Annotated in this window: 24 protein-coding genes; 23 read left to right on the plus strand and 1 reads right to left on the minus strand. The window is 38.8% G+C overall.

All coding sequences use genetic code 11. The annotated features are described in order from the left end of the window. The first annotated feature begins 1 nt into the window (after position 1). The 9 genes from RM545_RS11965 to RM545_RS12005 all read left to right on the plus strand — a co-directional run bounded on the left by RM545_RS11965 (position 2) and on the right by RM545_RS12005 (position 10,007). A complete protein-coding gene (locus tag RM545_RS11965) occupies positions 2–1,666 on the plus strand; it encodes a DUF4381 domain-containing protein (protein WP_311495515.1) in 1,665 nt (554 codons plus the stop codon). Beyond that, positions 1,666–2,670: a vWA domain-containing protein gene (locus RM545_RS11970; protein ID WP_311495516.1), complete on the plus strand. Its 1,005-nt coding sequence runs from the start codon at positions 1,666–1,668 to the stop codon at positions 2,668–2,670. Before RM545_RS11965 ends, RM545_RS11970 begins: the two co-directional genes overlap by 1 nt. Before the next feature lie 59 nt (positions 2,671–2,729). Next, the gene (locus RM545_RS11975) at positions 2,730–3,776 is read left to right on the plus strand and encodes a vWA domain-containing protein (protein ID WP_311495517.1); all 1,047 of its coding nucleotides are present in this window, start codon (positions 2,730–2,732) and stop codon (positions 3,774–3,776) included. Beyond that, the gene (locus tag RM545_RS11980) at positions 3,751–4,656 is read left to right on the plus strand and encodes a tetratricopeptide repeat protein (RefSeq protein ID WP_311495518.1); all 906 of its coding nucleotides are present in this window, start codon (positions 3,751–3,753) and stop codon (positions 4,654–4,656) included. The genes RM545_RS11975 and RM545_RS11980 overlap by 26 nt, the downstream gene beginning before the upstream one ends. 42 nt (positions 4,657–4,698) lie before the next feature. Beyond that, positions 4,699–6,456: a BatD family protein gene (locus RM545_RS11985; RefSeq protein WP_311495519.1), complete on the plus strand. Its 1,758-nt coding sequence runs from the start codon at positions 4,699–4,701 to the stop codon at positions 6,454–6,456. A gap of 2 nt (positions 6,457–6,458) precedes the next feature. Beyond that, positions 6,459–7,205 (plus strand): SH3 domain-containing protein, encoded by a 747-nt coding sequence (locus tag RM545_RS11990; RefSeq protein WP_311495520.1) that lies wholly within the window; start codon positions 6,459–6,461, stop codon positions 7,203–7,205. Between the two features lie 79 nt (positions 7,206–7,284). After that, a complete protein-coding gene (locus RM545_RS11995; protein ID WP_311495521.1) occupies positions 7,285–7,575 on the plus strand; it encodes a hypothetical protein in 291 nt (96 codons plus the stop codon). Between the two features lie 156 nt (positions 7,576–7,731). Beyond that, positions 7,732–9,312 carry a SulP family inorganic anion transporter gene (locus RM545_RS12000; RefSeq protein WP_311495522.1) on the plus strand — a complete coding sequence of 527 codons (1,581 nt, stop codon included), beginning with the start codon at positions 7,732–7,734 and terminating at the stop codon, positions 9,310–9,312. Between the two features lie 128 nt (positions 9,313–9,440). Continuing rightward, the gene (locus tag RM545_RS12005) at positions 9,441–10,007 is read left to right on the plus strand and encodes a carbonic anhydrase (RefSeq protein WP_311495523.1); all 567 of its coding nucleotides are present in this window, start codon (positions 9,441–9,443) and stop codon (positions 10,005–10,007) included. A 208-nt stretch (positions 10,008–10,215) separates the two neighbouring features. Here RM545_RS12005 and RM545_RS12010 read toward each other — a convergent pair whose 3' ends face one another. Continuing rightward, entirely contained in the window at positions 10,216–10,809 is a 594-nt protein-coding gene (locus RM545_RS12010; protein ID WP_311495524.1) for a CvpA family protein, read from the minus strand. 47 nt (positions 10,810–10,856) lie between these two features. On the opposite strand from RM545_RS12010, the gene RM545_RS12015 reads away from it, so the two are divergent. The 14 genes from RM545_RS12015 (at position 10,857) to RM545_RS17640 (ending at position 21,630) form a co-directional block, all read left to right on the plus strand. Next, positions 10,857–11,213, plus strand: coding sequence for a hypothetical protein (locus RM545_RS12015; RefSeq protein ID WP_311495525.1), 357 nt, complete (start codon positions 10,857–10,859; stop codon positions 11,211–11,213). A gap of 10 nt (positions 11,214–11,223) precedes the next feature. Then, the gene (locus tag RM545_RS12020; RefSeq protein WP_311495526.1) at positions 11,224–11,697 is read left to right on the plus strand and encodes a hypothetical protein; all 474 of its coding nucleotides are present in this window, start codon (positions 11,224–11,226) and stop codon (positions 11,695–11,697) included. Between the two features lie 1,163 nt (positions 11,698–12,860). After that, complete coding sequence (locus RM545_RS12025; protein WP_311495527.1) at positions 12,861–13,862, plus strand: mannose-1-phosphate guanylyltransferase; 1,002 nt, start codon at positions 12,861–12,863, stop codon at positions 13,860–13,862. A gap of 144 nt (positions 13,863–14,006) precedes the next feature. Then, positions 14,007–14,339: a four helix bundle protein gene (locus RM545_RS12030; protein ID WP_311495566.1), complete on the plus strand. Its 333-nt coding sequence runs from the start codon at positions 14,007–14,009 to the stop codon at positions 14,337–14,339. 36 nt (positions 14,340–14,375) lie between these two features. After that, positions 14,376–15,491, plus strand: a complete 1,116-nt coding sequence (gene gmd / locus RM545_RS12035) for a GDP-mannose 4,6-dehydratase (protein ID WP_311495528.1) — start codon at positions 14,376–14,378, stop codon at positions 15,489–15,491. Between the two features lie 133 nt (positions 15,492–15,624). Next, positions 15,625–16,020 carry an endonuclease domain-containing protein gene (locus RM545_RS12040; RefSeq protein WP_311495529.1) on the plus strand — a complete coding sequence of 132 codons (396 nt, stop codon included), beginning with the start codon at positions 15,625–15,627 and terminating at the stop codon, positions 16,018–16,020. Between the two features lie 305 nt (positions 16,021–16,325). Beyond that, positions 16,326–17,369: a GDP-L-fucose synthase family protein gene (locus RM545_RS12045; protein WP_311495567.1), complete on the plus strand. Its 1,044-nt coding sequence runs from the start codon at positions 16,326–16,328 to the stop codon at positions 17,367–17,369. A gap of 285 nt (positions 17,370–17,654) precedes the next feature. Continuing rightward, positions 17,655–17,948: a nucleotidyltransferase domain-containing protein gene (locus RM545_RS12050; RefSeq protein WP_311495530.1), complete on the plus strand. Its 294-nt coding sequence runs from the start codon at positions 17,655–17,657 to the stop codon at positions 17,946–17,948. Beyond that, the gene (locus tag RM545_RS12055; protein ID WP_311495531.1) at positions 17,945–18,415 is read left to right on the plus strand and encodes a Cthe_2314 family HEPN domain-containing protein; all 471 of its coding nucleotides are present in this window, start codon (positions 17,945–17,947) and stop codon (positions 18,413–18,415) included. Before RM545_RS12050 ends, RM545_RS12055 begins: the two co-directional genes overlap by 4 nt. 229 nt (positions 18,416–18,644) lie before the next feature. Next, positions 18,645–19,634 carry a virulence RhuM family protein/type II toxin-antitoxin system death-on-curing family toxin gene (locus tag RM545_RS12060; protein ID WP_311495532.1) on the plus strand — a complete coding sequence of 330 codons (990 nt, stop codon included), beginning with the start codon at positions 18,645–18,647 and terminating at the stop codon, positions 19,632–19,634. A 342-nt stretch (positions 19,635–19,976) separates the two neighbouring features. Beyond that, positions 19,977–20,249 carry an ATP-binding protein gene (locus tag RM545_RS12065; RefSeq protein ID WP_311495533.1) on the plus strand — a complete coding sequence of 91 codons (273 nt, stop codon included), beginning with the start codon at positions 19,977–19,979 and terminating at the stop codon, positions 20,247–20,249. A gap of 540 nt (positions 20,250–20,789) precedes the next feature. Continuing rightward, a complete protein-coding gene (locus tag RM545_RS12070) occupies positions 20,790–20,993 on the plus strand; it encodes a hypothetical protein (protein WP_311495534.1) in 204 nt (67 codons plus the stop codon). Continuing rightward, entirely contained in the window at positions 20,975–21,367 is a 393-nt protein-coding gene (locus tag RM545_RS12075) for a type II toxin-antitoxin system VapC family toxin (protein ID WP_311495535.1), read from the plus strand. Before RM545_RS12070 ends, RM545_RS12075 begins: the two co-directional genes overlap by 19 nt. 173 nt (positions 21,368–21,540) lie before the next feature. Continuing rightward, a complete protein-coding gene (locus RM545_RS17640; RefSeq protein ID WP_432264585.1) occupies positions 21,541–21,630 on the plus strand; it encodes a hypothetical protein in 90 nt (29 codons plus the stop codon). Positions 21,631–21,781: the final 151 nt, after the last annotated feature.

The following is a 21,781-nucleotide window of genomic DNA, read 5'->3' on the forward strand; positions in this document are numbered from 1 at the left end:
TATGAAAAAAGGAAGTTCATATTTAAAGAAGAGATCAATATTGGAGCATTTAACAGGTAAGAGGAGGTGTAGCAGCATTTTCTCTTTTTTCTTGTTTCTTTTTTCCTTTCTTGCTTCAGCTCAGCAGCCACAGGTTTCAGCAGAAATTGATTCTACCAGTATTAAAATTGGGGAACAGATAAAATATAGTATTTCCGTAGAAACAGATTCTATTAACCTGGTGGTTTTTCCTGAAGGAGAAACATTTTCTCCCATGGAAGTGGTAGAATCCATGACTGCCGATACTTCCCGAGTTCAAAACAGATTCCGGTTGTTAAAGGAATACTCGCTCACGCAGTTCGATTCCGGCACTTACACCATTCCGCAGCAAAACGTCATTATTAATGACCGGCAATATCTTACAGATTCGATGCTGGTAGAAGTTTCTACCGTTGTGGTGGACACTACAAAGCAAAAAATGTTTCCTATAAAACCTTCAGTTGAAGTACCTTCAGGGTTTTCTATTCCTGCCTGGTTTTGGTGGGTATTAGGGTTAATGCTTGTTTTAGCTGTTCTGTTCTTTTTTCTTCGGAAGAAAAGAAAAGCTGAAAAAGAAAAAGAGTTACCACCATATGAACAGGCAATGCTGGAGCTTAATAAGCTTGATGAGTCACATTTACTGGAGCAAAGGGAAGTTAAAGAATATTATTCCCAGCTTACTTTTTCGGTAAGGAAATACCTGGACAGGAAAGTTTATGACCGCGCATTGGAGAGTACTACAAGCGAACTTATTGCTTATCTGGAAATGCAATGTGACTCGGGAAATTTAAAACTGGACAGGAAAACGATTAATGACCTGCAGCTTATCCTTCAGCGAGCAGATTTGGCGAAATTTGCCAATTCCAGGCCCGATGTTATTACGGCTAAAGCCGATCGGTCAAATGTAAAGCACATTGTGGATGACGTCAAAACCTCAATTCCCGCTCCTACAGAAGAGGAGCTGATGCGGGATGAGATGTACCGTCAGAAAAAACTAAAACAACGTAGGCGCAAACGTATAATTATCGGGGTAGTTATTGGAGCTTTTGCGCTTGTTATAGCTACGACGGCACTCATTGCTACTAAGGGTTTTACCTATGTTAAGGACACCTATTTAGGGCATCCTACCAAGGAGTTGCTGGAAGGGGAATGGATAAGAAGTGAATATGGATATCCTCCCGTGGCAATTACCACACCCCAGGTATTAAAGCGTGGGGAAATAGAGCTGCCCGAGGAGGCCAGGCAAATGTTGGTGGGTAGTGAAACATTTATGTATGGTAGCCTTATAAGTAATTTTTATACGGTTGTAAATACCATGCAGTTCAATAAACAGGTGGAATTTAACCTCGAAACGGCCGTAGATGGAATTTATGCTTATCTGGAAAAACAAGGTGCTAAAAACATTATTATGAAGAGGGAGCAGTTTACCACGATAAACGGAGCTGAAGGTATTCGTGCTTTTGGAACCCTGGAGATAGAAAATCCTGTTACAGGGGAATTAACTCAAAATGAATATGAAATTCTGAATTTTGCTGAAAACGGAGGTTATCAGCAAATTACTATCATATATAATGAAGATGATGTCTATGCCGAAGAAATTGCTCAACGTATCACAGATTCGGTAGAATTAAAAAATTTGAATAACTGATGTTTACAAATTTCACTTTCGAAGATCCGCAGTTTTTCTGGCTTTTGCTGCTTTTGCCAATAGCCATAGCCTGGTATTTCTGGAAGAGGAATAAGCAAACGGCTGAGTTAAAAATTTCTACTATTAAAGGTTTTAAAATTGAAAACAGCCTCCTGGCAAAGCTTAAGCCATTACTTTTTGTTATCAGATTACTAATTCTGGCTCTTATTATTACTGCAATGGCTAGACCCAGAACTGTAGATGTCTCGACCAGGACCAGCAGTACACAAGGTATAGATATTGTAATGGCAATAGATGTATCGGCAAGTATGCTGGCACGGGATTTACAGCCAAACCGGCTGGATGCGCTAAAAGAAGTGGCCAAGGAGTTCGTGAAGGATCGCCCTTCAGATAGAATAGGTCTGGTGGTTTATGCCGGGGAAAGTTTTACAAAAACACCAATTACCAGCGACAAAGAAATTGTACTGAGTGCACTGGAGGATATAGAGTATAATAATGTTTTGCAGAACGGTACAGCAATAGGTTCGGGGCTTGCCACGGCGGTAAACCGGATTAAGGACAGCGAAGCAGAAAGTAAAGTGATTATTTTACTAACAGATGGAGTAAATAATTCCGGATTTATAGATCCTAAGATCGCCAGTGAACTCGCGGTAGAATTCGGGATTAAGGTTTACACCATTGGCGTTGGAAGTAATGGAATGGCTTTATCCCCAATAGGGATCTTGCCTAACGGAAGGTTTCAGTATGGAAACAGTAAAGTAGAAATAGATGAAGCTTTATTGCAGCAGATAGCTGATGCTACAGGTGGAAAATACTTCCGGGCAACAGATAATGAAAAACTGGAGCAGATTTATGCTGAAATTGATGAGTTGGAAAAAACTGATATCGAAGAGTTCAGATATTATAATTACGATGAAAAATTTCGTCCGCTAATCCTATTGGCAGGCGGATTGCTGTTGTTCGAAATATTGCTGAGGTATACATTATTCAGAAGTTTTGTATAAAAAATGTTTTAGAGAACAAAAGCAGGTATTAAGATTTAATAGCATTAACTAGTTAAAAAATGGTTTTAGAAGAGAAAATATACTTCTGGCTTTTACTTGCCATTCCGGTGATAGTACTGCTGTTTCTGTTTCTTATATTCTGGCAAAGACGTACTCAGAAAAAATTTGCAGACTCCAGCCTACTGGCCTATCTAACGCCACACAGGTCACGATTTAAACCTGTATTGAAGCTAATCGTTATTCTGCTTGCGATTGGAAGTATGGTAGTGGCTCTTGTAAACCCTAAAATGGGCTCAAAGCTGGAGACGGTTAAAAGAGAAGGTGTTGATATTGTATTTGCAATCGATGTCTCTAAAAGTATGGAGGCAGAAGATATAGCACCCAACCGGCTTGAGAAATCCAAACAGCTGGTCACGCAAATTCTCAACAACCTTGGCAGTGACAGGGTGGGAATTATTGCCTATGCCGGAAGCGCTTTTCCGCAATTGCCGATCACGACAGATTATGCTGCGGCCAAAATGTTTCTACAGGCGCTTAATACAGACATGATTTCGTCCCAGGGAACAGCAATTGGTGATGCCATAGACCTTGCCACAACCTATTATGATGATGAGGAGCAAACCAACAGGGTTTTGTTTATCATCAGTGATGGAGAGGATCATGAGGGCAATATGGAAAATGTTGCTGAAAAGGCTGCAGAAGAGGGGATTAAGATCATTACTATTGGTGTGGGGACTGAAAAAGGCGGGCCTATACCTGTTAAGAGAAATGGGGTTGTACTTAATTTTAAAAAAGACAATGCGGGGGAAACTGTAATTACGAAACTTGTTCCGGAGACGCTTCAGGAAATTGCTTCTGAAGCAAATGGGGAGTATATTGAAGGTAATAGTACTGCTCAGGTGACAGATGAGGTACAGGAAATACTTCAAAATATTGAAAAATCTGAATTTGAAGCAAAACAATTTGCCGATTTTCAATCGCAGTTTCAGTGGTTTTTGGCATTAGGATTGTTATTACTGTTTCTGGACATATTTTTGCTGGAACGTAGTACAGCATGGGTGAGGAAGTTAAATCTGTTTAATGAAAGAAAGCGAAAGGAGGATTAGAATGGAAAACAATTTAAAATATAGAAGTTTAGCAACGGTACTTTTTGTAGCAATTACCTCATGTTTTTCTTTGCTTACGGCTCAGGAAAATCCAAAGAAAATTGAAAGGGAAGTGAACGAATATCTCCGTGAGGCTGAAGATGCCATGGGAGAAAATGATTTTGCTTCGGCAGAAGCTTCCTATAGAAAAGCTATTGCCAAAGATCCTTCAAGTACTGCGGCAAAATACAATTTGGGTAATCTTTACTATAACAAAGAAAAGACGCCTGAAGCTGCAAACCGGTTAAGGCAGGCACATGAAATTTCTGGAAGTAAAGAAGAGAAGCACAGGATTAATCACAATCTGGGAAATTCTTTTATGAAGCAGAAAGAATATAAAGAGGCTGTAGAAGCCTATAAAAATGCTTTAAGAAATGATCCTTCAGATGAAGAAACCCGCTATAATTTAGCATTGGCGAAGAAAATGCTTGAAGAAGAGCAGCAAAATCAGGATCAAAACCAGGACCAGAACGAAGATCAGGAAGAAAATAAAGATCAGCAGGAAAACCAGGACGATCAGAAAAAGGATGGTGAAGGCGGTGATAAGGAGAACCAGGACAACCAGCCGAAAGATGAAGGAGAGAACGAGAATAAAGAAAACCAGGATAAAGGCGATCAGGATAAGGAAGAGCAGGATCAAAAAGAGCAGCAGGATAAAGGTGAAAATGGTGATGAGCAGGAGCAACAGCCTCAGCAGCAGCAACCTGCGCAAGGACAATTATCACCTCAGCAAATAAAGAGTTTGCTGAATGCAATGGATAATGAGGAAAAGAAAGTTCAGGATAAGATAAATGCTGAAAAGGCCAAAGGGGTTAAAGTACAGTCTGAGAAAGACTGGTAATGCTGTTTTGATATTTACTCAATCCCAATAAGAGGATAGAAAATGAAATTGAAAATATTATTTATAAGCTTATTTCTATTTACCGCCAACCTGCTGCAGGCGCAGGTAAGGTTTGAGGCTAATGTTAGTAAAGAGAAGCTGGGGATAAACGAACGCCTACGGGTGGATTTCGAAATGAACCAGGATGGTGATAATTTTCGTCCGCCTTCCTTTAATGGTTTCCGTATTATTGGCGGCCCAAATCAGTCCGTTAGCAGAAGTATTATCAATGGTAAAGGATCTTATTCCAAAACCTATACTTATTTTCTTCAGCCGGAATCACGGGGGAATTTGACTATAGGTCAGGCAGAAATCGAAGTTGATGATAAAATTTATAAAACCTCTCCCATAGACATTGAAGTCACGGCAGCTGTGGAAGAGTCTGAATCTGGTACCGATACAGACATAGTCGCTTCAGAAAATCTTCACCTTGTAGCCGAGATATCTAATACGAATCCTTATCTTAATGAGGCAATAACTGTGGTTTATAAACTGTACGTAAGCCCAAGTATTAGCGTGAGTAATTGGCGTGACATTGATAACCCCAAATTCAGCGACTTCTGGAGTCAGAACATAGATATCAGGCAGCTACGCGCAGAAAATGGCGAATACAAAGGTCAGCCATACCGATATGTGGTACTAAGAAAAACAGTTTTATATCCGCAGAAAACGGGTGAGTTGGACATAGAACCCCTCGCACTCTCAGTATCTGTAGATGTCCCCAGTGAAAGAAGGGATATCTTTGGAAGTAGAATTTACCGTACGGTGCAAAAGACTGTTGCCGCGGGAAGCAGGACTATAGATGTCAAACCTTTGCCTCTGGAAGGTAAGCCTGCAGATTTTAGTGGCGCAGTCGGTGATTTTGATTTTGAAGTTACAGCCAGTAAGAGGACTCTGGATGCTTCAGAATCTTTACAGGCTACGGTAGAGGTAACGGGTAATGGAAATCTGAAGTTATTTGAGCTTCCGGATCTTTCAGTTCCGGCTTCTCTTGAGATTTATGAACCGGAACGATCAGAAAATGTAAACACTACTTTGAATGGGATGCAGGGAAGCATCTCAAAGAATTATACTATTGTTCCAACCCGAAAAGGGAAATATCCTGTTCCTGCTTTAGACTTTTCATATTTTGATCTGGACAGCGAGACATATAAAACAATAACTTCAGAGGAGATCCTGCTTGATGTAGAAGAAGGACCGGCTGTAGCAACAGGTTCTCCGGGAGGTGTTGCCAGTAGGCAGGCCGTTACAACAAACGGAGATCAGTTTAGATATATAAAATTAAATACCAATTTAAGGCCTCTTCAGCAACAGGAATTTTTCAATTCGGTTTCCTTTTGGGGAATGGTGTTGTTACCAGCGCTTATCATCCCTCTTGTTATACTCTTTGGAAAAAAACGCGAAGCAATTGCTAATGATGAAGTGGGAAACAGAAGGAAAAGGGCAGACAGGCTTGCGAGAAAATATCTTTCAGAAGCAAAAAAGAACCTCGGCGATCAGGCTGCATTCTATGTAGCTCTGGAAAAGGCGATGCATAACTATTTAAAGGCCAAACTTCATATCCAGACCAGTGAAATGAGTAAGGATAGAATAAAAGAAGTGTTGGCTTCCCGCGGGGTAGATGGTTCTACTATTAACGAATTTATAAGCCTGCTCGAAAGTTGTGAATTTGCACGTTATACCCCGGCTTCTTCTGTGACTATGAAGCAGGATTATGAGAAAGCAGCAGGAGTAATTTCAACCTTAGACAAACAAATTTAGAAATGAAAAATTTACTTTACATACTTTTCTTTTTTTCAGTTTCGCTGTTTGCACAAAATGAAGAGCTTTTCGAAGAAGCAAATACTGCCTACGCAGAAGGTAATTATGAACAGGCAGTCCAAAAATATGAGGACATATTGGAGTCAGGAGAAACATCTGTAGCCTTATATTATAATCTCGGTAATGCTCATTACAAATTGAACAATATCGCCCCCAGTATCTATAATTACGAGAAAGCATTGCAATTAGATCCGGGAGATTCCGATATAAACAATAACATTGAATTCGCCAGAAATATGGCTCTAGATGCCATTGAAGAAGTAGAGCAAACAGGCTTTCAAAAATATTTGGACAGCTTTATTTCTAGCTTTAGTGCGAATTCATGGGCGAAATTTGCCATTTTCTTTTCATTGCTTTTTGCCGGCTTATTCCTCGCCTATTATTATATGAGCAAGCCTCTGGTAAAAAGAATACTCTTTGGAGTGTCTGTGGCGGCTGTGGTGTGCTGTTTTGCCAGTCTTTACTTTGCTTATGCGAAAGAGGAAATTCAGGAAAACAATCAGTTTGCTATAATTTTTAGTCAGGAAGCTCAGGTCAAGAATGAACCATCGGTTAGAGGCGAAGAAGCATTTGTCCTGCACGAGGGTACAAAAACGAAAGTGCTGGAAACCTATCAGGAATGGATTAAGATTGAACTTGCAAATGGTGATCAGGGATGGATATTACAGGATGATGTAAAGGTCCTGTAAAAGAACCTCATGTGGAATTAACGATAAAGTATAGAGCATAAACTTGATCGTTAATTAATTTATCTTATTTTTGTATTTCGTGAAAAAAGCGGCATACATATTATCCTTTATCTTCCTTGCATTTATTGCAACACCAACTATTGTGGTTTGCATAGACAAGACAGTTGATGTCTCTGCGGCTTTTTTAGTCAATGAAGAAGAGACTCCTTCGGGATATAATTTCTTCGAATTTAATTTTGATCAGAATCATCATTCCAATTACGAAAGTATTCACTTTCTACAGGAGCGAAAGGTTGTTGATCATTATTTCCATTTAAAATACCACAATGTATTTCTGGAAGTGGTCTCGCCGCCTCCAAAAAGAGCATAATACACTACACTTTTTTAGGAATTCCCTTATACCCGGTTTAAAACCGGAATGACTTGATGTGTTTAGGTTGTAATAACCTATGCCCAGGGATTTTCAATTTTCATTTTTTGTTATTCATTTAAAGCAGAGAAATTCTGCTTGTAATCTGTAGATATTATGTTTAAAAATCTTAATAAAGATTTACCGGCAAGTATTGTTGTATTTTTTGTGGCCATCCCTCTTTGTTTGGGAATAGCACTTGCCAGCGGGGCACCTCTTTTTTCCGGACTTATTGCCGGGATTATTGGAGGTATTGTAGTTGGTGCGTTGAGTGGCGCCAGCCTTGGTGTCAGTGGTCCTGCAGCGGGTCTGGCAGCGATAGTGCTTGCCGCTATTACCGATATGGGATATGAAAATCTTTTACTGGCCGTGGTTATTGGTGGTTTTATACAACTTGGTTTTGGTGCTCTAAAGGCCGGAATTATCGGCTATTATTTTCCTTCATCGGTGATTAAAGGAATGCTTACCGGTATAGGTATTATAATCGTTCTTAAACAAATTCCTCATTTCTTTGGGTATGATGATGATCCTCAGGGAGACTGGGCTTTTTTCCAGATTGATGGAGAAAATACATTTTCCGAAATCTTCAATTCGCTGAATAACATCAGTCCCGGCGCAACGTTCATTGCTATTGTAGCTATGGCTATATTAGTTTTATGGGAAACGGTTTTAACCAAGAAAGCCAAAATTTTCCGACTGGTACAGGGACCTTTAGTAGCTGTTGCTGTCGGAATCCTTTACTACTTATTTACTGCAGATTCTTCTTCAGCAATGTCTATTTCTACAGATCATCTGGTAAATGTACCGGTTCCCGATAGCTTTGATTCCTTTATAGGGCAATTTACATTTCCTTCTTTTGAAATGATTGGTACTGTACAGATGTGGGTAACGGGGTTTACCATTGCATTGGTGGCAAGTCTTGAAACTCTTCTGAGCGTCGAGGCAATAGATAAACTGGATCCGCATAAAAGGACCACACCTACCAACAGGGAGTTATTTGCACAGGGAGGAGGTAATATCCTTTCAGGTTTAATTGGTGGTTTGCCAATTACACAGGTTATTGTAAGGAGTTCTGCCAATGTACAGTCTGGCGGTCAGACTAAAATGTCGGCCATTATACATGGATTTTTATTATTGATTTCTGTAATTGTAATTCCGAATATACTTAACTTCATTCCGCTCTCGGTACTTGCTGCAATTCTGTTTCTTGTGGGGTATAAGCTAGCAAAGCCGGCATTGTTTAAACAGATGTTTCTTGCGGGTTGGAAGCAATTTATACCTTTTATTGTTACTATTCTGGGAATCGTTTTTGCAGATCTGCTGATAGGAATTGGTCTAGGTTTAACTGTTGGAATTGTTGTGATACTGATTAAATCTTATCAAAATTCCTATTTCCTGCATATTGAAAATCAGGATAACGGAAACAAAACGGTTAAAATGACTTTAGCTGAAGAAGTTACTTTTATTAATAAAGGTGCAATAATTAAAGAACTGAATAATCTCGAAACAGATTCGATTCTTATATTAGATGTCACCAAATCCAGATATCTCGATAGTGATATCATTGAAATTCTGGATGATTTTAAGGTCAAAGCAGCTGAAAGAAATATATCTATTAAAGTAATTTCAGAGAGAGGGGTAGTAGAAAATCCGGATAGTTATAAGGAGTTTTTTGCCTTAGAAAAGAAACCGGCATAGAAACTCAAAGCACTTAATAAATTTTATGTCAATCTAACCTGCAGAAGTTGACGTAGTATTTTTTTGTGGATTAGACAAAATATTACATAATATTAAGAGAAAGAATTTAATATTTAAGAAAAGAAATTATGACAAAAGACGAAGTATTAAACAGGTTAAAAGAAGGTAATGAACGTTTTACCACCGATAAGAAAGAAGGTAAATTACAGGATAAATCCCGAAGGGAGGAATTAACCCAGGGACAATCGCCATACGCTATAGTTTTGAGCTGTGCTGATAGTCGTGTGGTGCCGGAACTTGCCTTTGATAGTGGCCTGGGAGAGTTGTTTACTGTGCGGGTAGCCGGTAATGTGGCAAATAGTTCCTCTATCGCAAGTATGGAATATGCAGTAGCACATTTGGGTACCCAAATTATTGTGGTAATGGGTCACGAAAGTTGTGGTGCTGTTACTGCTGCTATGAGCGGCGGAGATAACGGGTATAATTTAAACCACCTTCTTTCTCATATTGCTCCGGCGATCTCAGCTTCTGGTAAGGACGCTCCTGTAAATGATGTTGTGAAGAAGAACGCACAGCTAACTGCCGAAGAACTTAAAACCCGTTCTACAATTATAAAGGAAGCTGCGGAAAGCGGAAAAGTGAAAATTGTGCCGGCCTATTATAACCTTGGTTCTGGTAAAGTGGATTTTTTATAAAATAGAAATATCTTAGATTAAGAGAGGCTGCCTGCAAAGACAGCCTTTTTTTATGTCTTGATTTAAGTAATTAAGCTGTTTTAAAATACTTTTTTGAAGTTCAATAGTTATGTTTTCTTCACTATTCCTACCGTTCCGGCTCTTTAATTACGTCGGAAGAAGAAAATTAAAGTACTCAAACTAATAATACAAAGAGATATCAGTAGTATCAATCGCTTAGCCACCCGGATTTTCTCAAATCCTGAGAGAAAGAAAACAGCATCTTTGTTATAGAATATCCGGTAAGTTCATCCAGATCTTCAAGAATATTTTTCTCTCTTGCTTCCCGCAGAATGGAAGGCAATAAAATTGGAGCTATACGTTCTACAGGTTCGTATAATTCAGACTCCTCCAGAACTTCCTCTTGTATCAGGTTAATTTCTTCATTGGTAGATTTAAAGAACATAATGATAACGCTAGTTAGAAATGCAACCTTTAAAAGGCCAAATCCTGCACCAAGTATTTTGTTTACAATTCCGAGGGCAGCAAAAGTAGCAATATTGGTGAGAATTTTTCCTGCCAGGGACACAAGGAACATAATGATAAAGAAAGTAATGGCAAAAGACAGGAGGTTTACATACTGCATGTCCCAGTCTACATAGTTTTCCAGAACATCACTTAGTAAATGTGAGAACCTTATCGCGCCGTAAATTCCCAAAATAATCCCGACAAGCGACGCAATTTCGGCTAAAATTCCTCTAAAGAAGCCTCTTACTGCACCATAGAGTAAGATAAGGGCGAGAACGATATCGATTATATTCATAACTCAAATATAGTAATTTCATTAAGTAAGAATATTATCTTTGCTGCATGGCAAGAGATGAACAGTTAAAGGAGCGTTGGGAAGTACTTCAGAAGAAAATTTCCAATCAATTTGCAGATGGAGAATTAATGGACCTGGATGCTATAATTTATATTATTGGAGTCCAGGAGTTGGGTCAGCCGCACCGGAAGTTTAAAAAAGATCATAAACTGGATTTAATGCACATTGCGATTTGCCGGTTGCTTGAACCTTATGGCTACTACGAATTCGACTTTTTTGATGATGATGGCTGGCCACACTACAAAACAATTGAACAGCTTCCCGTATTAAAGGCCGGAGAGCAAACGGTTTTGATGAAAGAAGCTATTGTCCAGTATTTCATGGAAAAGGAGTACATTCTATAAATGGAAATTTTTGGTCACATTGCTGTCTTTCCCAAACGACAGCGGCCCTGTTTACCAGGAGGCGATAGCAGGAATGTTTCCTGTAGAGCCGTTTAATGCTTTCAGCAGTGTTTTCTTTTTGATATTTGCTATCTACTTTTGGGCAAAAAGTTTTCCTTATTATAAAGAGCAGAAGTTTCTTGCTTTAAGTATCCATTTGCTGAAAATTGGCTTTATTGGAGGTACAGTTTATCATGCCACAAGGAGCCATGAAATTTGGCTAATATTGGACTGGCTTCCTATTTTGCTGTTATGTCTTGCGGTTTCAGTGTATTTTATAGCTAAGTGCGCCTACCGGAATATGGCAAAGATTGATTTTTACAATTATCGTCCTTATTCTGGTATTCGGAATACGATATTTGCCATTTGGAATGTATCAGGAATCCATGCACTATGCGGGAACTGCCCTTTGACTTTTACTTCCTATATTTCTATATCTTTTTAGAACAGATAATCGGCATTTTCTCCAGATTCAATTCGCTTTTCTGAGTTTTAGCATCGCAGTAAGCTTTAGGCAATAGATAAACATATGGATGATCTCGAAATGGGTACACATTGGCTCTGGCATATGCTTGGAGCGCTTTCTGTATTCTTTTTAATGAAATTTATCTACAGGATTCAGAAATCTTCTGCAAAAAAGTGAAGAGTGAATTTGTTCAACTTTAAATTATGTAAAAGAGGATGACCTTTATAGAATGAAGGGGAAGAGTGAAGGGAAGAATAGCATCAAATTTCTTAAGTCAGGCTGAGCCTGTTAAAGCTCATCCGCACTTCCTCAGAGTCAGTGGGACTATCAGGAAAGTTTACCGAAAAAATTCAAAATGAAAAAGAATCAGAATTATTGATTGGGAATCTCACCACTGAGAATAGGCCAAAACATTCCAACTCCAAACCTTTTAAAGATCGATAACTGGCATTTTAGGAGGATGATCTTTATAATAGAATGGAGGGAAGAGTGAAGGAAAAGTAACTTATAGAATTAAGCACCCGGTCTGCCCTGGAATAACGTTATTTCTTTGAGTCAGGCTGAGCCTGTCGAAGCCTATTTACACTTAGGTTTGGCTTTTTTAGCACCAACAAAAATTTTATTTAGTATTTAAAAATAAAATTACTTCCCTGTCTACAGCCTAAAGATTATCTCCTTAACCAGCTCCCAAAATATTTGTCCCTGTTAATAAAAAATTTAGGAAGAAAACTTCCTACGCAAGAAATAATTATTTGTTAAGGAATTAGCAGTTGTACCATGCTAATATTAGTAAATCATTAAGAGTAGAATAGATTATTATCAATTCAGTAATCTACTGAAGCTCTGCTACTTCCTGTAAACCTGCTTTCCTACAGGAAAACTTTTTTATTAACACATCGCAGGGAAATTTAATCTTCACTTAATTTGTTAATGCTATGTGAAATTCTATATTTGCACCTGCAAAAGAGGGAATGCTTTTCATCGTATTTTTTTTGCTTTTTGCCGAATGAATTTCAAAAAAATGGGATTCACAGTAGCGAAGCTGTATCGAATCGACTCATTTTAAATCTCTTATAATGGGCGGCAAAAAGTACGAATGCGAACAGCTGTCACTTAACAATTCACAAAAAATCCAAAACACATTGTCATCTATATTTCATGTTCTTCTAACAGGAGGAGTTGGGAGTAGGCTTTGGCCGCTTTCGCGTCAATCCCGACCGAAACAATATCTGGAAATATTTTCGCAACATTCCCTTTTTGAATTGGCAGTACAGCGAAATGCTTCCTTTGTGAATGATCTGATTGTAGTCGGAAACAAGGGTAACAGAAATCTTTCTGAGACGACTTTGAGTAAAATAGGTATTTCAGATTACGTAAATATCGTTGAAGCAACTCCGCGTAACACAGCTCCCGCTATTGCTTTTGCCGCATTCGCAGCACAGCCGGAAGATATTCTTCTTGTTACTCCCGCAGATCATATAATTAAAGAGGGTAGAGAATATGATGGTGCGGTACAAAAGGCAATAAAACTGGCGCAGGAGAATAATATTGTAACTTTTGGAATAGAACCAACACGTCCCGAAACGGGTTATGGTTATATCGAATTTGAGGGAGAGGAAGTAATATCCTTCCGCGAAAAACCTAATGAAGATACGGCTAAAGACTTTTTAAAACGTCGCAGTTTTCTATGGAATAGTGGAATGTTCTGCTTTAAAGCCGGGATTTTTCTGGAAGAGCTCCAGAACTATTCTCCAGAAGTTTATAAGCGATCGCTGGCAGCATGGAAGAAGTCAGCAAACGGAGAACTCGAAACGGAATCTTCTCTTGATATTCCTTCCATAAGTGTAGATTATGCGGTGATGGAAAGAAGTAACAGGATTAAAGTGGTAAGATCAGATTTCCAATGGAGTGATATGGGCAGTTTTGAGGCTGTGTATGACTACCTGAAAGAACAGGGTCAACCGGTGGATAAATTTGGAAATATGCAAATTGGCAGCGATAAACATGTTTCCTTTGTAGGTCTTACAAACTGTATTTTGGTTTCTACAGACGATGCTTACCTGGTGCTGTCAAAAGCTGCTTCTCAGGAGGTGAAAGAGCTTTATCAGGAATTGGAGAAAAAGAATATTGAACTGGTAAGGTAGATTTAAAAGCTCCATGCTGTATGCTTTGAGCTTTATGCAAAAGACCTATAGCGAATTTGTGAATGCTTCAGCTCTAAGCTATATGCAAAAAAGCCTACAGCTTATGGCCCAAAGCAATAAAAATGAGAGACTTTAAAAAATATGATGTCTGGAAACTTTCTCACGAGCTCACGCTTGAGATTTATAAAATTAACATCAACTTTCTCGCATTCTGAAAAATTTCAAATAACTTCTCAGATGCAAAGAGCGGCATATTCAATACCATCAAATATTAGCGAAGGCTGCGGCAGGGACTCTGACAAGGATTTTAATCGGTTTTTACAGATAAGCTTAGGATCTGCACACGAACTGGAATACTTTGTTCTTTTAGCAAAAGATCTAAATTTTATTGAGGAGAGTATTTATCAGGATCTTGATGTCAGGATCAATTTAATAAAACAAAAATTGTTTAGTCTGAGCCAGAAATTAAAAGCTTAAGGCTTAAAGCATAGCGCATAGAGCAAAATTAATAACATGAGTAAAACAGCATTAATCACCGGAGTAACCGGGCAGGACGGAGCCTATCTAAGTGAATTTCTTCTAAAGAAAGGATATATTGTTCACGGACTAAAACGAAGATCTTCTCAATTTAACACAGACAGGGTGGATCATTTGTACCAGGACCCACATGAAGAAAATCAGCGGTTTATCCTTCATTATGGTGATATGACAGATAGTACTAATCTTATCAGGTTAATTCAGGAAATTCAGCCGGATGAGATCTATAACCTTGCGGCCATGAGCCATGTTCAGGTTTCGTTTGAGGTACCGGAATACACAGGAAATGCAGATGGCCTTGGAACTTTACGTATTCTTGATGCTGTTCGGTTACTGGGACTGGAAAAGAAATCAAGGATCTACCAGGCTTCCACTTCAGAACTCTACGGAAAAGTACAGGAAGTACCACAATCTGAAAACACACCTTTCTATCCGCGGAGTCCTTATGCGGTTGCAAAAATGTACGCTTACTGGATCACTGTTAATTACAGGGAAGCCTACGGAATGTTTGCCAGCAACGGAATATTATTTAACCACGAATCTCCTTTACGTGGAGAAACATTTGTTACCAGAAAGATTACCCGTGCAGCAGCAAGAATTGCTTTAGGCTTACAGGATAAATTCTATCTGGGAAACCTCGATGCACAACGGGATTGGGGACATGCGAAAGATTATGTACGTATGATGTGGATGATCCTTCAGGCTGAAGAAGCTGAAGATTGGGTGATAGCCACAGGAAAAACCACTCCGGTACGTGATTTTGTAAAAATGGCTTTTGCTGAAGTTGGTATAGAATTAAAGTTTATAGGAAAAGGAGTAGACGAAAAAGCCTATGTAAAATCCTGTAGCAATCCGGATTTCCAATTGGAAGAAGGAAAAGAAATTCTTGCTGTAGATCCTAAATATTTCCGTCCCACTGAAGTTGATCTATTAATTGGAGATGCAAGCAAAGCTAAAAACAAACTCGGCTGGGTTCCTGAATATGACCTGAAGGACCTGGTAAAAGAGATGATGGAGAGTGATGTAAAACTCATGCAGAAGGATCAGCATTTGAAGAAAGGTGGTTATGAGATAATGAACTACTTTGAATAGCAGTGCAATGGTAAGGCGGTGATATGGTAAGGCAATGAGATTAAATGACGAAAAAATCTATTGCCCCAGCCCTAAAGGGTGAGATTTTTCCTGAAAATTATTAAATTCACATGAAGTAATTAGCATTGAAATCGTGAAAAAAGATCATTCCGCTTATGATAGAAGTATGTGGAAAGGTGCTCCACGTGAAAATTTTGCCAGAGCACAACAACTCAGAGCAAACATGACTGCCGATGAAAAGCTGTTATGGGAACGTTTAAAACAGAATCAACTGGGTTATAAATTCAGACGGCAACACCCCGTCCAGAAATTTATAGTAGATTTTTACTGTCACGAATTAGGATTAGTAATTGAAGTAGATGGAGGTTATCATCAGAATCATGAGCAAGAAAAATTAGATGCTGAAAGGGAGAAATTACTTGAATTTCAGGATTTAACTATAATTCGGTTTACAAATAAGGAAGTCGCAAATGATATTGAAGAGGTGATTAACACAATCAAAACCAAAATTGAAGGTCTGAAGAGTTGAAATTAAAGAAATTCTATTTTGTCCCATTCCTAAAGGGAGTAGAATTGAAATTTCATTTTCCCCAGCCTTAAAGGGAGTGGAAGTTTTTAAATAAAAATAGTTTGCTTTCTTTTTGCCACCCTTTAGGGAGGGGAAAGGAAAAAGAAAGATTATATATAGGTGTTCTAAGGTCAGGAAGCGAAAAGAAATTGAAATTCCATTTTTCCCCAGCCTTAAATTGAGTGGAAGTTTTTAAATAAAAATAGTTTGCTTTCTTTTTGCCACCCTTTAGGGTAGGGGAAAGGAAAAAGAAAGATTAAATGAAAATGAATAAGAATACAATTATTTACATAGCCGGACACAGAGGAATGGTAGGTTCCGCAATTTGGCGCAAGCTGGAAGCTGAAGGCTTTACCAACCTGATTGGTAGAACATCAAAAGAATTAGACCTCCGCAACCAGCAGGCGGTACAAGATTTCTTTACTGAAGAAAAACCGGAAGTGGTTATAGATGCGGCAGCAAGAGTAGGAGGAATTTTGGCAAATAACGACTATCCTTACCAGTTCTTAATGGAAAATTTGCAAATCCAGAACAACCTGATAGACGGGGCGCATAGAAATAATATTGAAAAATTCATTTTTTTAGGTAGCTCCTGCATCTATCCAAAGTTAGCTCCGCAGCCGCTTAAAGAAGAATATTTGCTTACCGATAGTCTTGAAGCAACCAATCAATGGTATGCGGTAGCAAAAATTGCCGGCGTAAAAGCCTGTGAGGCGATTAGAAAACAATTTGGAAAAGATTATGTTTCATTGATGCCCACTAATTTATATGGCAGCCACGACAATTTTGATCTAAATACCTCTCATGTTCTCCCGGCGATGATCAGGAAATTTCATGACGCAAAAGCGAATAGTGAGCCTGCCTGCGGTGAGCCTGCCGAACTCGTCGAACGCAGCAGTGAACCTGCCTGCGGTGAGCCTATCTGTCATAGTGAGCCTGTCGGTCATAGTGAGCCTGTCGAACTATGGGGTTCCGGATCTCCAATGAGAGAATTCCTTTTTGTAGATGACCTTGCTGATGCGGTATTTTTTGCTCTGGAAAATAAACTTCCGGAACATCTTTATAATATAGGAACGGGGAAAGATTTGACTATAAAAGAACTGGCTGAACTTATTCAAAAAACCGTTGGCCACACCGGAGAAATTATCTGGGACAGCTCCAAACCCGATGGCACTCCGCGTAAATTGATGGATGTTTCCAAACTCGCAGAAGAGGGATGGCAATCTTCAACTTCACTCAAAGAGGGAATTCAAAAAACTTATGAGTGGTTTTTGAAGAACAAGAATAAATTCAAAGAAGTTAAACTTTAAACTCGCGTCGGTTCGAGTGATTTTCCAAAGCGGCAGTTGAGGGAAATTGTATCGAGAGCAGGTTGAACTTTATAAAACTTTAATTTTAGGAACCAGAGAAATCCACAGAGAACACAGAAAAAGCCCCGTACAACTCTGTGTCGGACTCAGAGAACTCCGTGTTTAAAAAATTTCCGCGCAATCCGCTCAAATCCGCGACTTTTATTAAAAAATGAAATTTGTATCTTGTATTATGTATATCAAAAGCTGCCATTAGCTTCGGTAACACCATTTTAATATACAATTATGCGGCTTAAGTCAAGTGAAATCGAGGAAATTAAACAGGTTGCAAAAGAGTGCTTTGGGACAGGAGCTAAAGTGTACCTTTTTGGTTCCCGAACTGATAATACTAAAAAGGGCGGGGACATTGATTTGTACATTGAAACCACCGCCAAAGAAAACCTGTTCGACAAAAAAATAAAGATGCTACGAATGCTCTATGAGCGCCTGGGGGAACAAAAGATTGACATTGTGGTGAATAACCACACCAAACCACTATATATTCACAAAGTGGCCCGGGAAGAAGGAATAATATTATGAATAAGGAAGCGGTCAAACTTGAAGCCATTGTTGGACAATGTGGTAAACACGTACAAAGGCTTAATTATGCCTATAGTCAAATAGCTTTCCTGCTTCCCTTTACCGCAGAAAATGTGGACAGGTTGAAAGACGAAGAAATCAGCCATTTGGATCAGTACATTTTTCGTTTTTCAAAATTGCAGGATACACTCGGGCAGAAGTTGTTCCCGGCTGTTTTGGCACGGCTTGGGGAAGAAGTTTTTAATAAGTCATTTCTCGATATTTTCAATCGGTTGGAACAATTGGACATCATTGAAGATTACTCCCTTTGGCAGGAACTAAGGATCGTTAGAAACGAAATAGCCCATGAGTACAACGAGGATCAGCACGATTTGGCCGAGAAATTGAACAAGCTGGTGAATAGCAGATTACTTTTGGAGAAATATTTTAATGATATCCTTAAATTTTTGGAGAAAAAAGCACTTTGATAATCCATTCTGAATAGGACTAATCCTGATAGTTAGCGGGATTGTATCGAAAACAACTCGCGGAATCTTTTAAAAAAAATGATTGTCCGTTTGAACACCCAAACTTAGTTTTTGTCACCTTGAGCGGAGTCGAAAGGTCAAACAAAAACGTCTCGACTGCGCTCGACGTGACAATTTTACTATAAAATTTCTTTGTTAGGTGCTTTAACGAACAAGCATATTAAAAAAAATGAAAACCAACGAAATAGTCATCTTCCGTCCCTCGCAGAAAGAAACCGAGTTTCAGGTAATTCTTGATCCGGGGAATGAGACTATCTGGGCTTCTGAACAGGAAATCGCAGATTTGTTTGACAGGGATAGAACAGTGATTGGAAGGCACATCAGAAATTCATTTAAGGAAGGAGAGCTGGAGAAGGATTCAGTTAGTGCAAAATTTGCACATACTGCCCGGGATGAAAAAACCTATCAGGTAACCAGATATAATCTTGATGTGGTGATTAGTGTTGGGTATAGGGTAAAATCATCAATTGCTACTGAATTCAGGAGATGGGCTACCTCGAAATTACGAGATTATCTGCTTAAAGGATATGCTATTAATGAAAAGTTACTGAAAGAACAAAATACTCAGATTAAAAATCTTGAGCAGGAAATAAATCGCATTCAGGAAGAAGCCGATAGAACCCAAAGAAATCTTACCGAAGGTTTTTTATCTATCATTACAAGCTATTCAAAATCTTTTAAGCTTCTAAACCAATATGATTCAGAGGAACTCTCCATTGAAGGATTGAATAGAAATATCATTTACGTCATTGATCCGGGTGAGGTAAGGAAAGCTATTCAGCAGTTAAAATCAAATCTGATACAAAAAGGAGAAGCAACCGAATTATTTGGGAGTGAAAAGGACAAATCATTTGAAGGCATTCTGGGAAGTATATCTCAAACTGCTTTTGGGGAACTTGCATATCCCACGGTCGAGCAACAAGCGGCACAACTACTATATTCTACCATTAAAGGTCATGCCTTTAGTGATGGCAATAAAAGAATAGGTTCCTTTTTATTTGTATGGTTTCTGGAACAGAATAATTTCCACCTTGATTTACAGGGGCAACAAAAGATAAATGAAAACACTTTGGTGAGTATCGCCCTGGCAGTAGCCCAAAGTGCACCCGATCAAAGAGAGTTAATAAAACAACTAATAATCAACCTGATAAAGGAGTAATTCCACGCAATACGCAAAAATCGGTGCAATCAAAACAAAAATTGATCAGCGCCAGGAATATCAAGATTAACAAAATTAACAGCTATAAACAAGTCAAACTTTTAAAATTAACATCAGTTAGAGGATAATTCCCGGGAGTGTATCGAGAGCAACAAACGTCAGTTCGAGCCTGTCCGTCGGGGCGGGTGGTTTTCCAAAGCGGTAGCTGAGGAATTGTATCGAGAACAGGTTCAAATCCGCACAATCCGTTTAAACCCGTGAAATCCTTTTCTAAAATACTATAAACGTAATTATAACTTTTTGTGTATTTACTTAAAGTTGTAAACGTGATTATAAAATGCAGTGTACAATCATTTACTCTATAAAGGCTATAAAGTACAGGTAGGGATATTGGGAAACAAAGAAGTAAATTTTATAGCAGAAAAAGAGGGGGAGAAATTATATATCCAGGTGGCCCTTTCCGTTAACAATCCTGATACGCTTGAACGTGAATTTGGAAACTTAAAAAACATCCCTGATAATTACCCTAAAAAAGTAGTGACCCTGGAAGCTTTTTCAGGAAACACGGTAGAAGGAATTGAAGTCCGGGATTTGCGAAGTTTTTTGCTTAGTTAAAAAGCCGTAAGCAAAAAAAGCCTACCGCCTAGAGCCCCGTTTCACGCCATGAGGCGCAAAGAAAAAACACGGCGACCGCTGCGAGTTGGTGAAAAGCTCTAAGCTTTAAGCTCTAAGCAAAAAAAGCCTACAGCCTACCGCCTACAGCCTGTTTCACGCTGCGACCGCTGCGAAACCACAGCGACGCTGCGAGCAAGGAAAAAGCTAAAGCCTACAGCCTACAGCCTGTTTTAAAAAATTCATAACCATTTTAACATTTGAAGTTTTTAATAAGTGATTTGCTACAGTATCTTCGCGGCCGGTAAAAATTTCCCTTTAACAGGAAATTAACACATTTAACCGAACCGCATGAAGACCAAAATTGGGACTCAGGGCGGCGAAGCCGTGAAAAGCCCCCCAACCCCCAAAGGGGGAGTGAAAAGTTTAAAGCCTAACGCCTTCAGCTGGTTAAAAAAAGAATTAATAGCGACATCCGGCTATAAGCTCTTTTTGTACCTTTATAGTTACAGGCAAGGATGATAAAAATGAATATTTGAAATTATGGAAACACTAATCGTTGAAGTAACAAATAAAAAAGCGTATAAGCTGTTAGAGAATTTGGAAGAATTGAAGCTCATTCGCGTACTCAAAAAAAAATCTGATAGGATTTCAAACTTACGCGGAAAGATTAAAACCCGAATGAGCAATTCGCAAGTAGAAAAACAGTTAAATACAATGCGCAAAGAATGGCAGAGAGGTTCTTAATAGATACTTCTGCAATCATTAAGTACTTAAATGATATTTTTCCTGCTCCCGGAATTTCATTTTTAGATGAGGTGTTGAATGAAGAAAGTTTTATTTCGTTTATTACAGAAATAGAACTACAGGTATGGAACCCTTCCAATGCAGAAGATATTTTAATTTATAACTCCTTTGTGGAGCAATCCCACATTCTTGGAGTTGATCAGGATATTATCCGGGAAACTATCAGGATTCGTAAATCGAAAAAGATAAAATTACCGGATGCACTAATTGCAGCTACTGCTATTGTTCATGACAGGACCTTGATTTCAGATAATGACAAAGATTTCAAAAAGGTGCCAAAACTTAAATATATAAATCCAAATTTGTGTCTCTAGGTTATAAACTATAAACCGTAAGCTAAAAAAGCCTACAGCCATAAGCCTAAAGCATTTTTCAGTGAAGGATGTGGTCTGGAATTTAGATATAGATTTCAACAGGTTCTTGCAAATAGCAGGGTTCAGCCCACGAATTAGAATATTTCTTTATTCTGGCTAAGGATCTTTCCTATATAGATCAGGAGTCTTATAACTCACTTGATGAACGGGTAAATACTATAAAGAAGAAATTATACAAATTAAGTCTCAAGCCTAAAGCCTAAAGCCTAAAGCCTACAGCCTACCGCCTGTTTCACGCCGCGACCGCTGCGAAACCACAGCGACCGCTGCGAGCAAGGAAAAAGCCATAAGCCTACTGCCTAAAGCAAAAAAATTGTCAGGTTGAGCGGAGTCAAAACCTAGTACACAGGATTT

This window comes from Autumnicola lenta (genome assembly GCF_031846515.1).
Classification (GTDB): Bacteria; Bacteroidota; Bacteroidia; order Flavobacteriales; family Flavobacteriaceae; genus Autumnicola; species Autumnicola lenta.

What these genes read in the sequence shown, in the direction of transcription:
- RM545_RS12045 (WP_311495567.1), top strand. Translation starts at nt 16,326, where the DNA reads ATGAATAAGAATACAATTATTTACATAGCCGGACACAGAGGAATGGTA.
- RM545_RS12030 (WP_311495566.1), top strand. Translation starts at nt 14,007, where the DNA reads ATGTCTGGAAACTTTCTCACGAGCTCACGCTTGAGATTTATAAAATTA.
- RM545_RS11975 (WP_311495517.1), top strand. Translation starts at nt 2,730, where the DNA reads ATGGTTTTAGAAGAGAAAATATACTTCTGGCTTTTACTTGCCATTCCG.
- gmd (WP_311495528.1), top strand. Translation starts at nt 14,376, where the DNA reads ATGAGTAAAACAGCATTAATCACCGGAGTAACCGGGCAGGACGGAGCC.
- RM545_RS12015 (WP_311495525.1), top strand. Translation starts at nt 10,857, where the DNA reads ATGGCAAGAGATGAACAGTTAAAGGAGCGTTGGGAAGTACTTCAGAAG.
- RM545_RS11980 (WP_311495518.1), top strand. Translation starts at nt 3,751, where the DNA reads ATGAAAGAAAGCGAAAGGAGGATTAGAATGGAAAACAATTTAAAATAT.
- RM545_RS11965 (WP_311495515.1), top strand. Translation starts at nt 2, where the DNA reads ATGAAAAAAGGAAGTTCATATTTAAAGAAGAGATCAATATTGGAGCAT.
- RM545_RS12050 (WP_311495530.1), top strand. Translation starts at nt 17,655, where the DNA reads ATGCGGCTTAAGTCAAGTGAAATCGAGGAAATTAAACAGGTTGCAAAA.
- RM545_RS12055 (WP_311495531.1), top strand. Translation starts at nt 17,945, where the DNA reads ATGAATAAGGAAGCGGTCAAACTTGAAGCCATTGTTGGACAATGTGGT.
- RM545_RS11985 (WP_311495519.1), top strand. Translation starts at nt 4,699, where the DNA reads ATGAAATTGAAAATATTATTTATAAGCTTATTTCTATTTACCGCCAAC.
- RM545_RS12060 (WP_311495532.1), top strand. Translation starts at nt 18,645, where the DNA reads ATGAAAACCAACGAAATAGTCATCTTCCGTCCCTCGCAGAAAGAAACC.
- RM545_RS11990 (WP_311495520.1), top strand. Translation starts at nt 6,459, where the DNA reads ATGAAAAATTTACTTTACATACTTTTCTTTTTTTCAGTTTCGCTGTTT.
- RM545_RS12000 (WP_311495522.1), top strand. Translation starts at nt 7,732, where the DNA reads ATGTTTAAAAATCTTAATAAAGATTTACCGGCAAGTATTGTTGTATTT.
- RM545_RS12075 (WP_311495535.1), top strand. Translation starts at nt 20,975, where the DNA reads ATGGCAGAGAGGTTCTTAATAGATACTTCTGCAATCATTAAGTACTTA.
- RM545_RS11970 (WP_311495516.1), top strand. Translation starts at nt 1,666, where the DNA reads ATGTTTACAAATTTCACTTTCGAAGATCCGCAGTTTTTCTGGCTTTTG.
- RM545_RS12010 (WP_311495524.1), bottom strand. Translation starts at nt 10,809, where the DNA reads ATGAATATAATCGATATCGTTCTCGCCCTTATCTTACTCTATGGTGCA.
- RM545_RS12070 (WP_311495534.1), top strand. Translation starts at nt 20,790, where the DNA reads ATGGAAACACTAATCGTTGAAGTAACAAATAAAAAAGCGTATAAGCTG.
- RM545_RS12005 (WP_311495523.1), top strand. Translation starts at nt 9,441, where the DNA reads ATGACAAAAGACGAAGTATTAAACAGGTTAAAAGAAGGTAATGAACGT.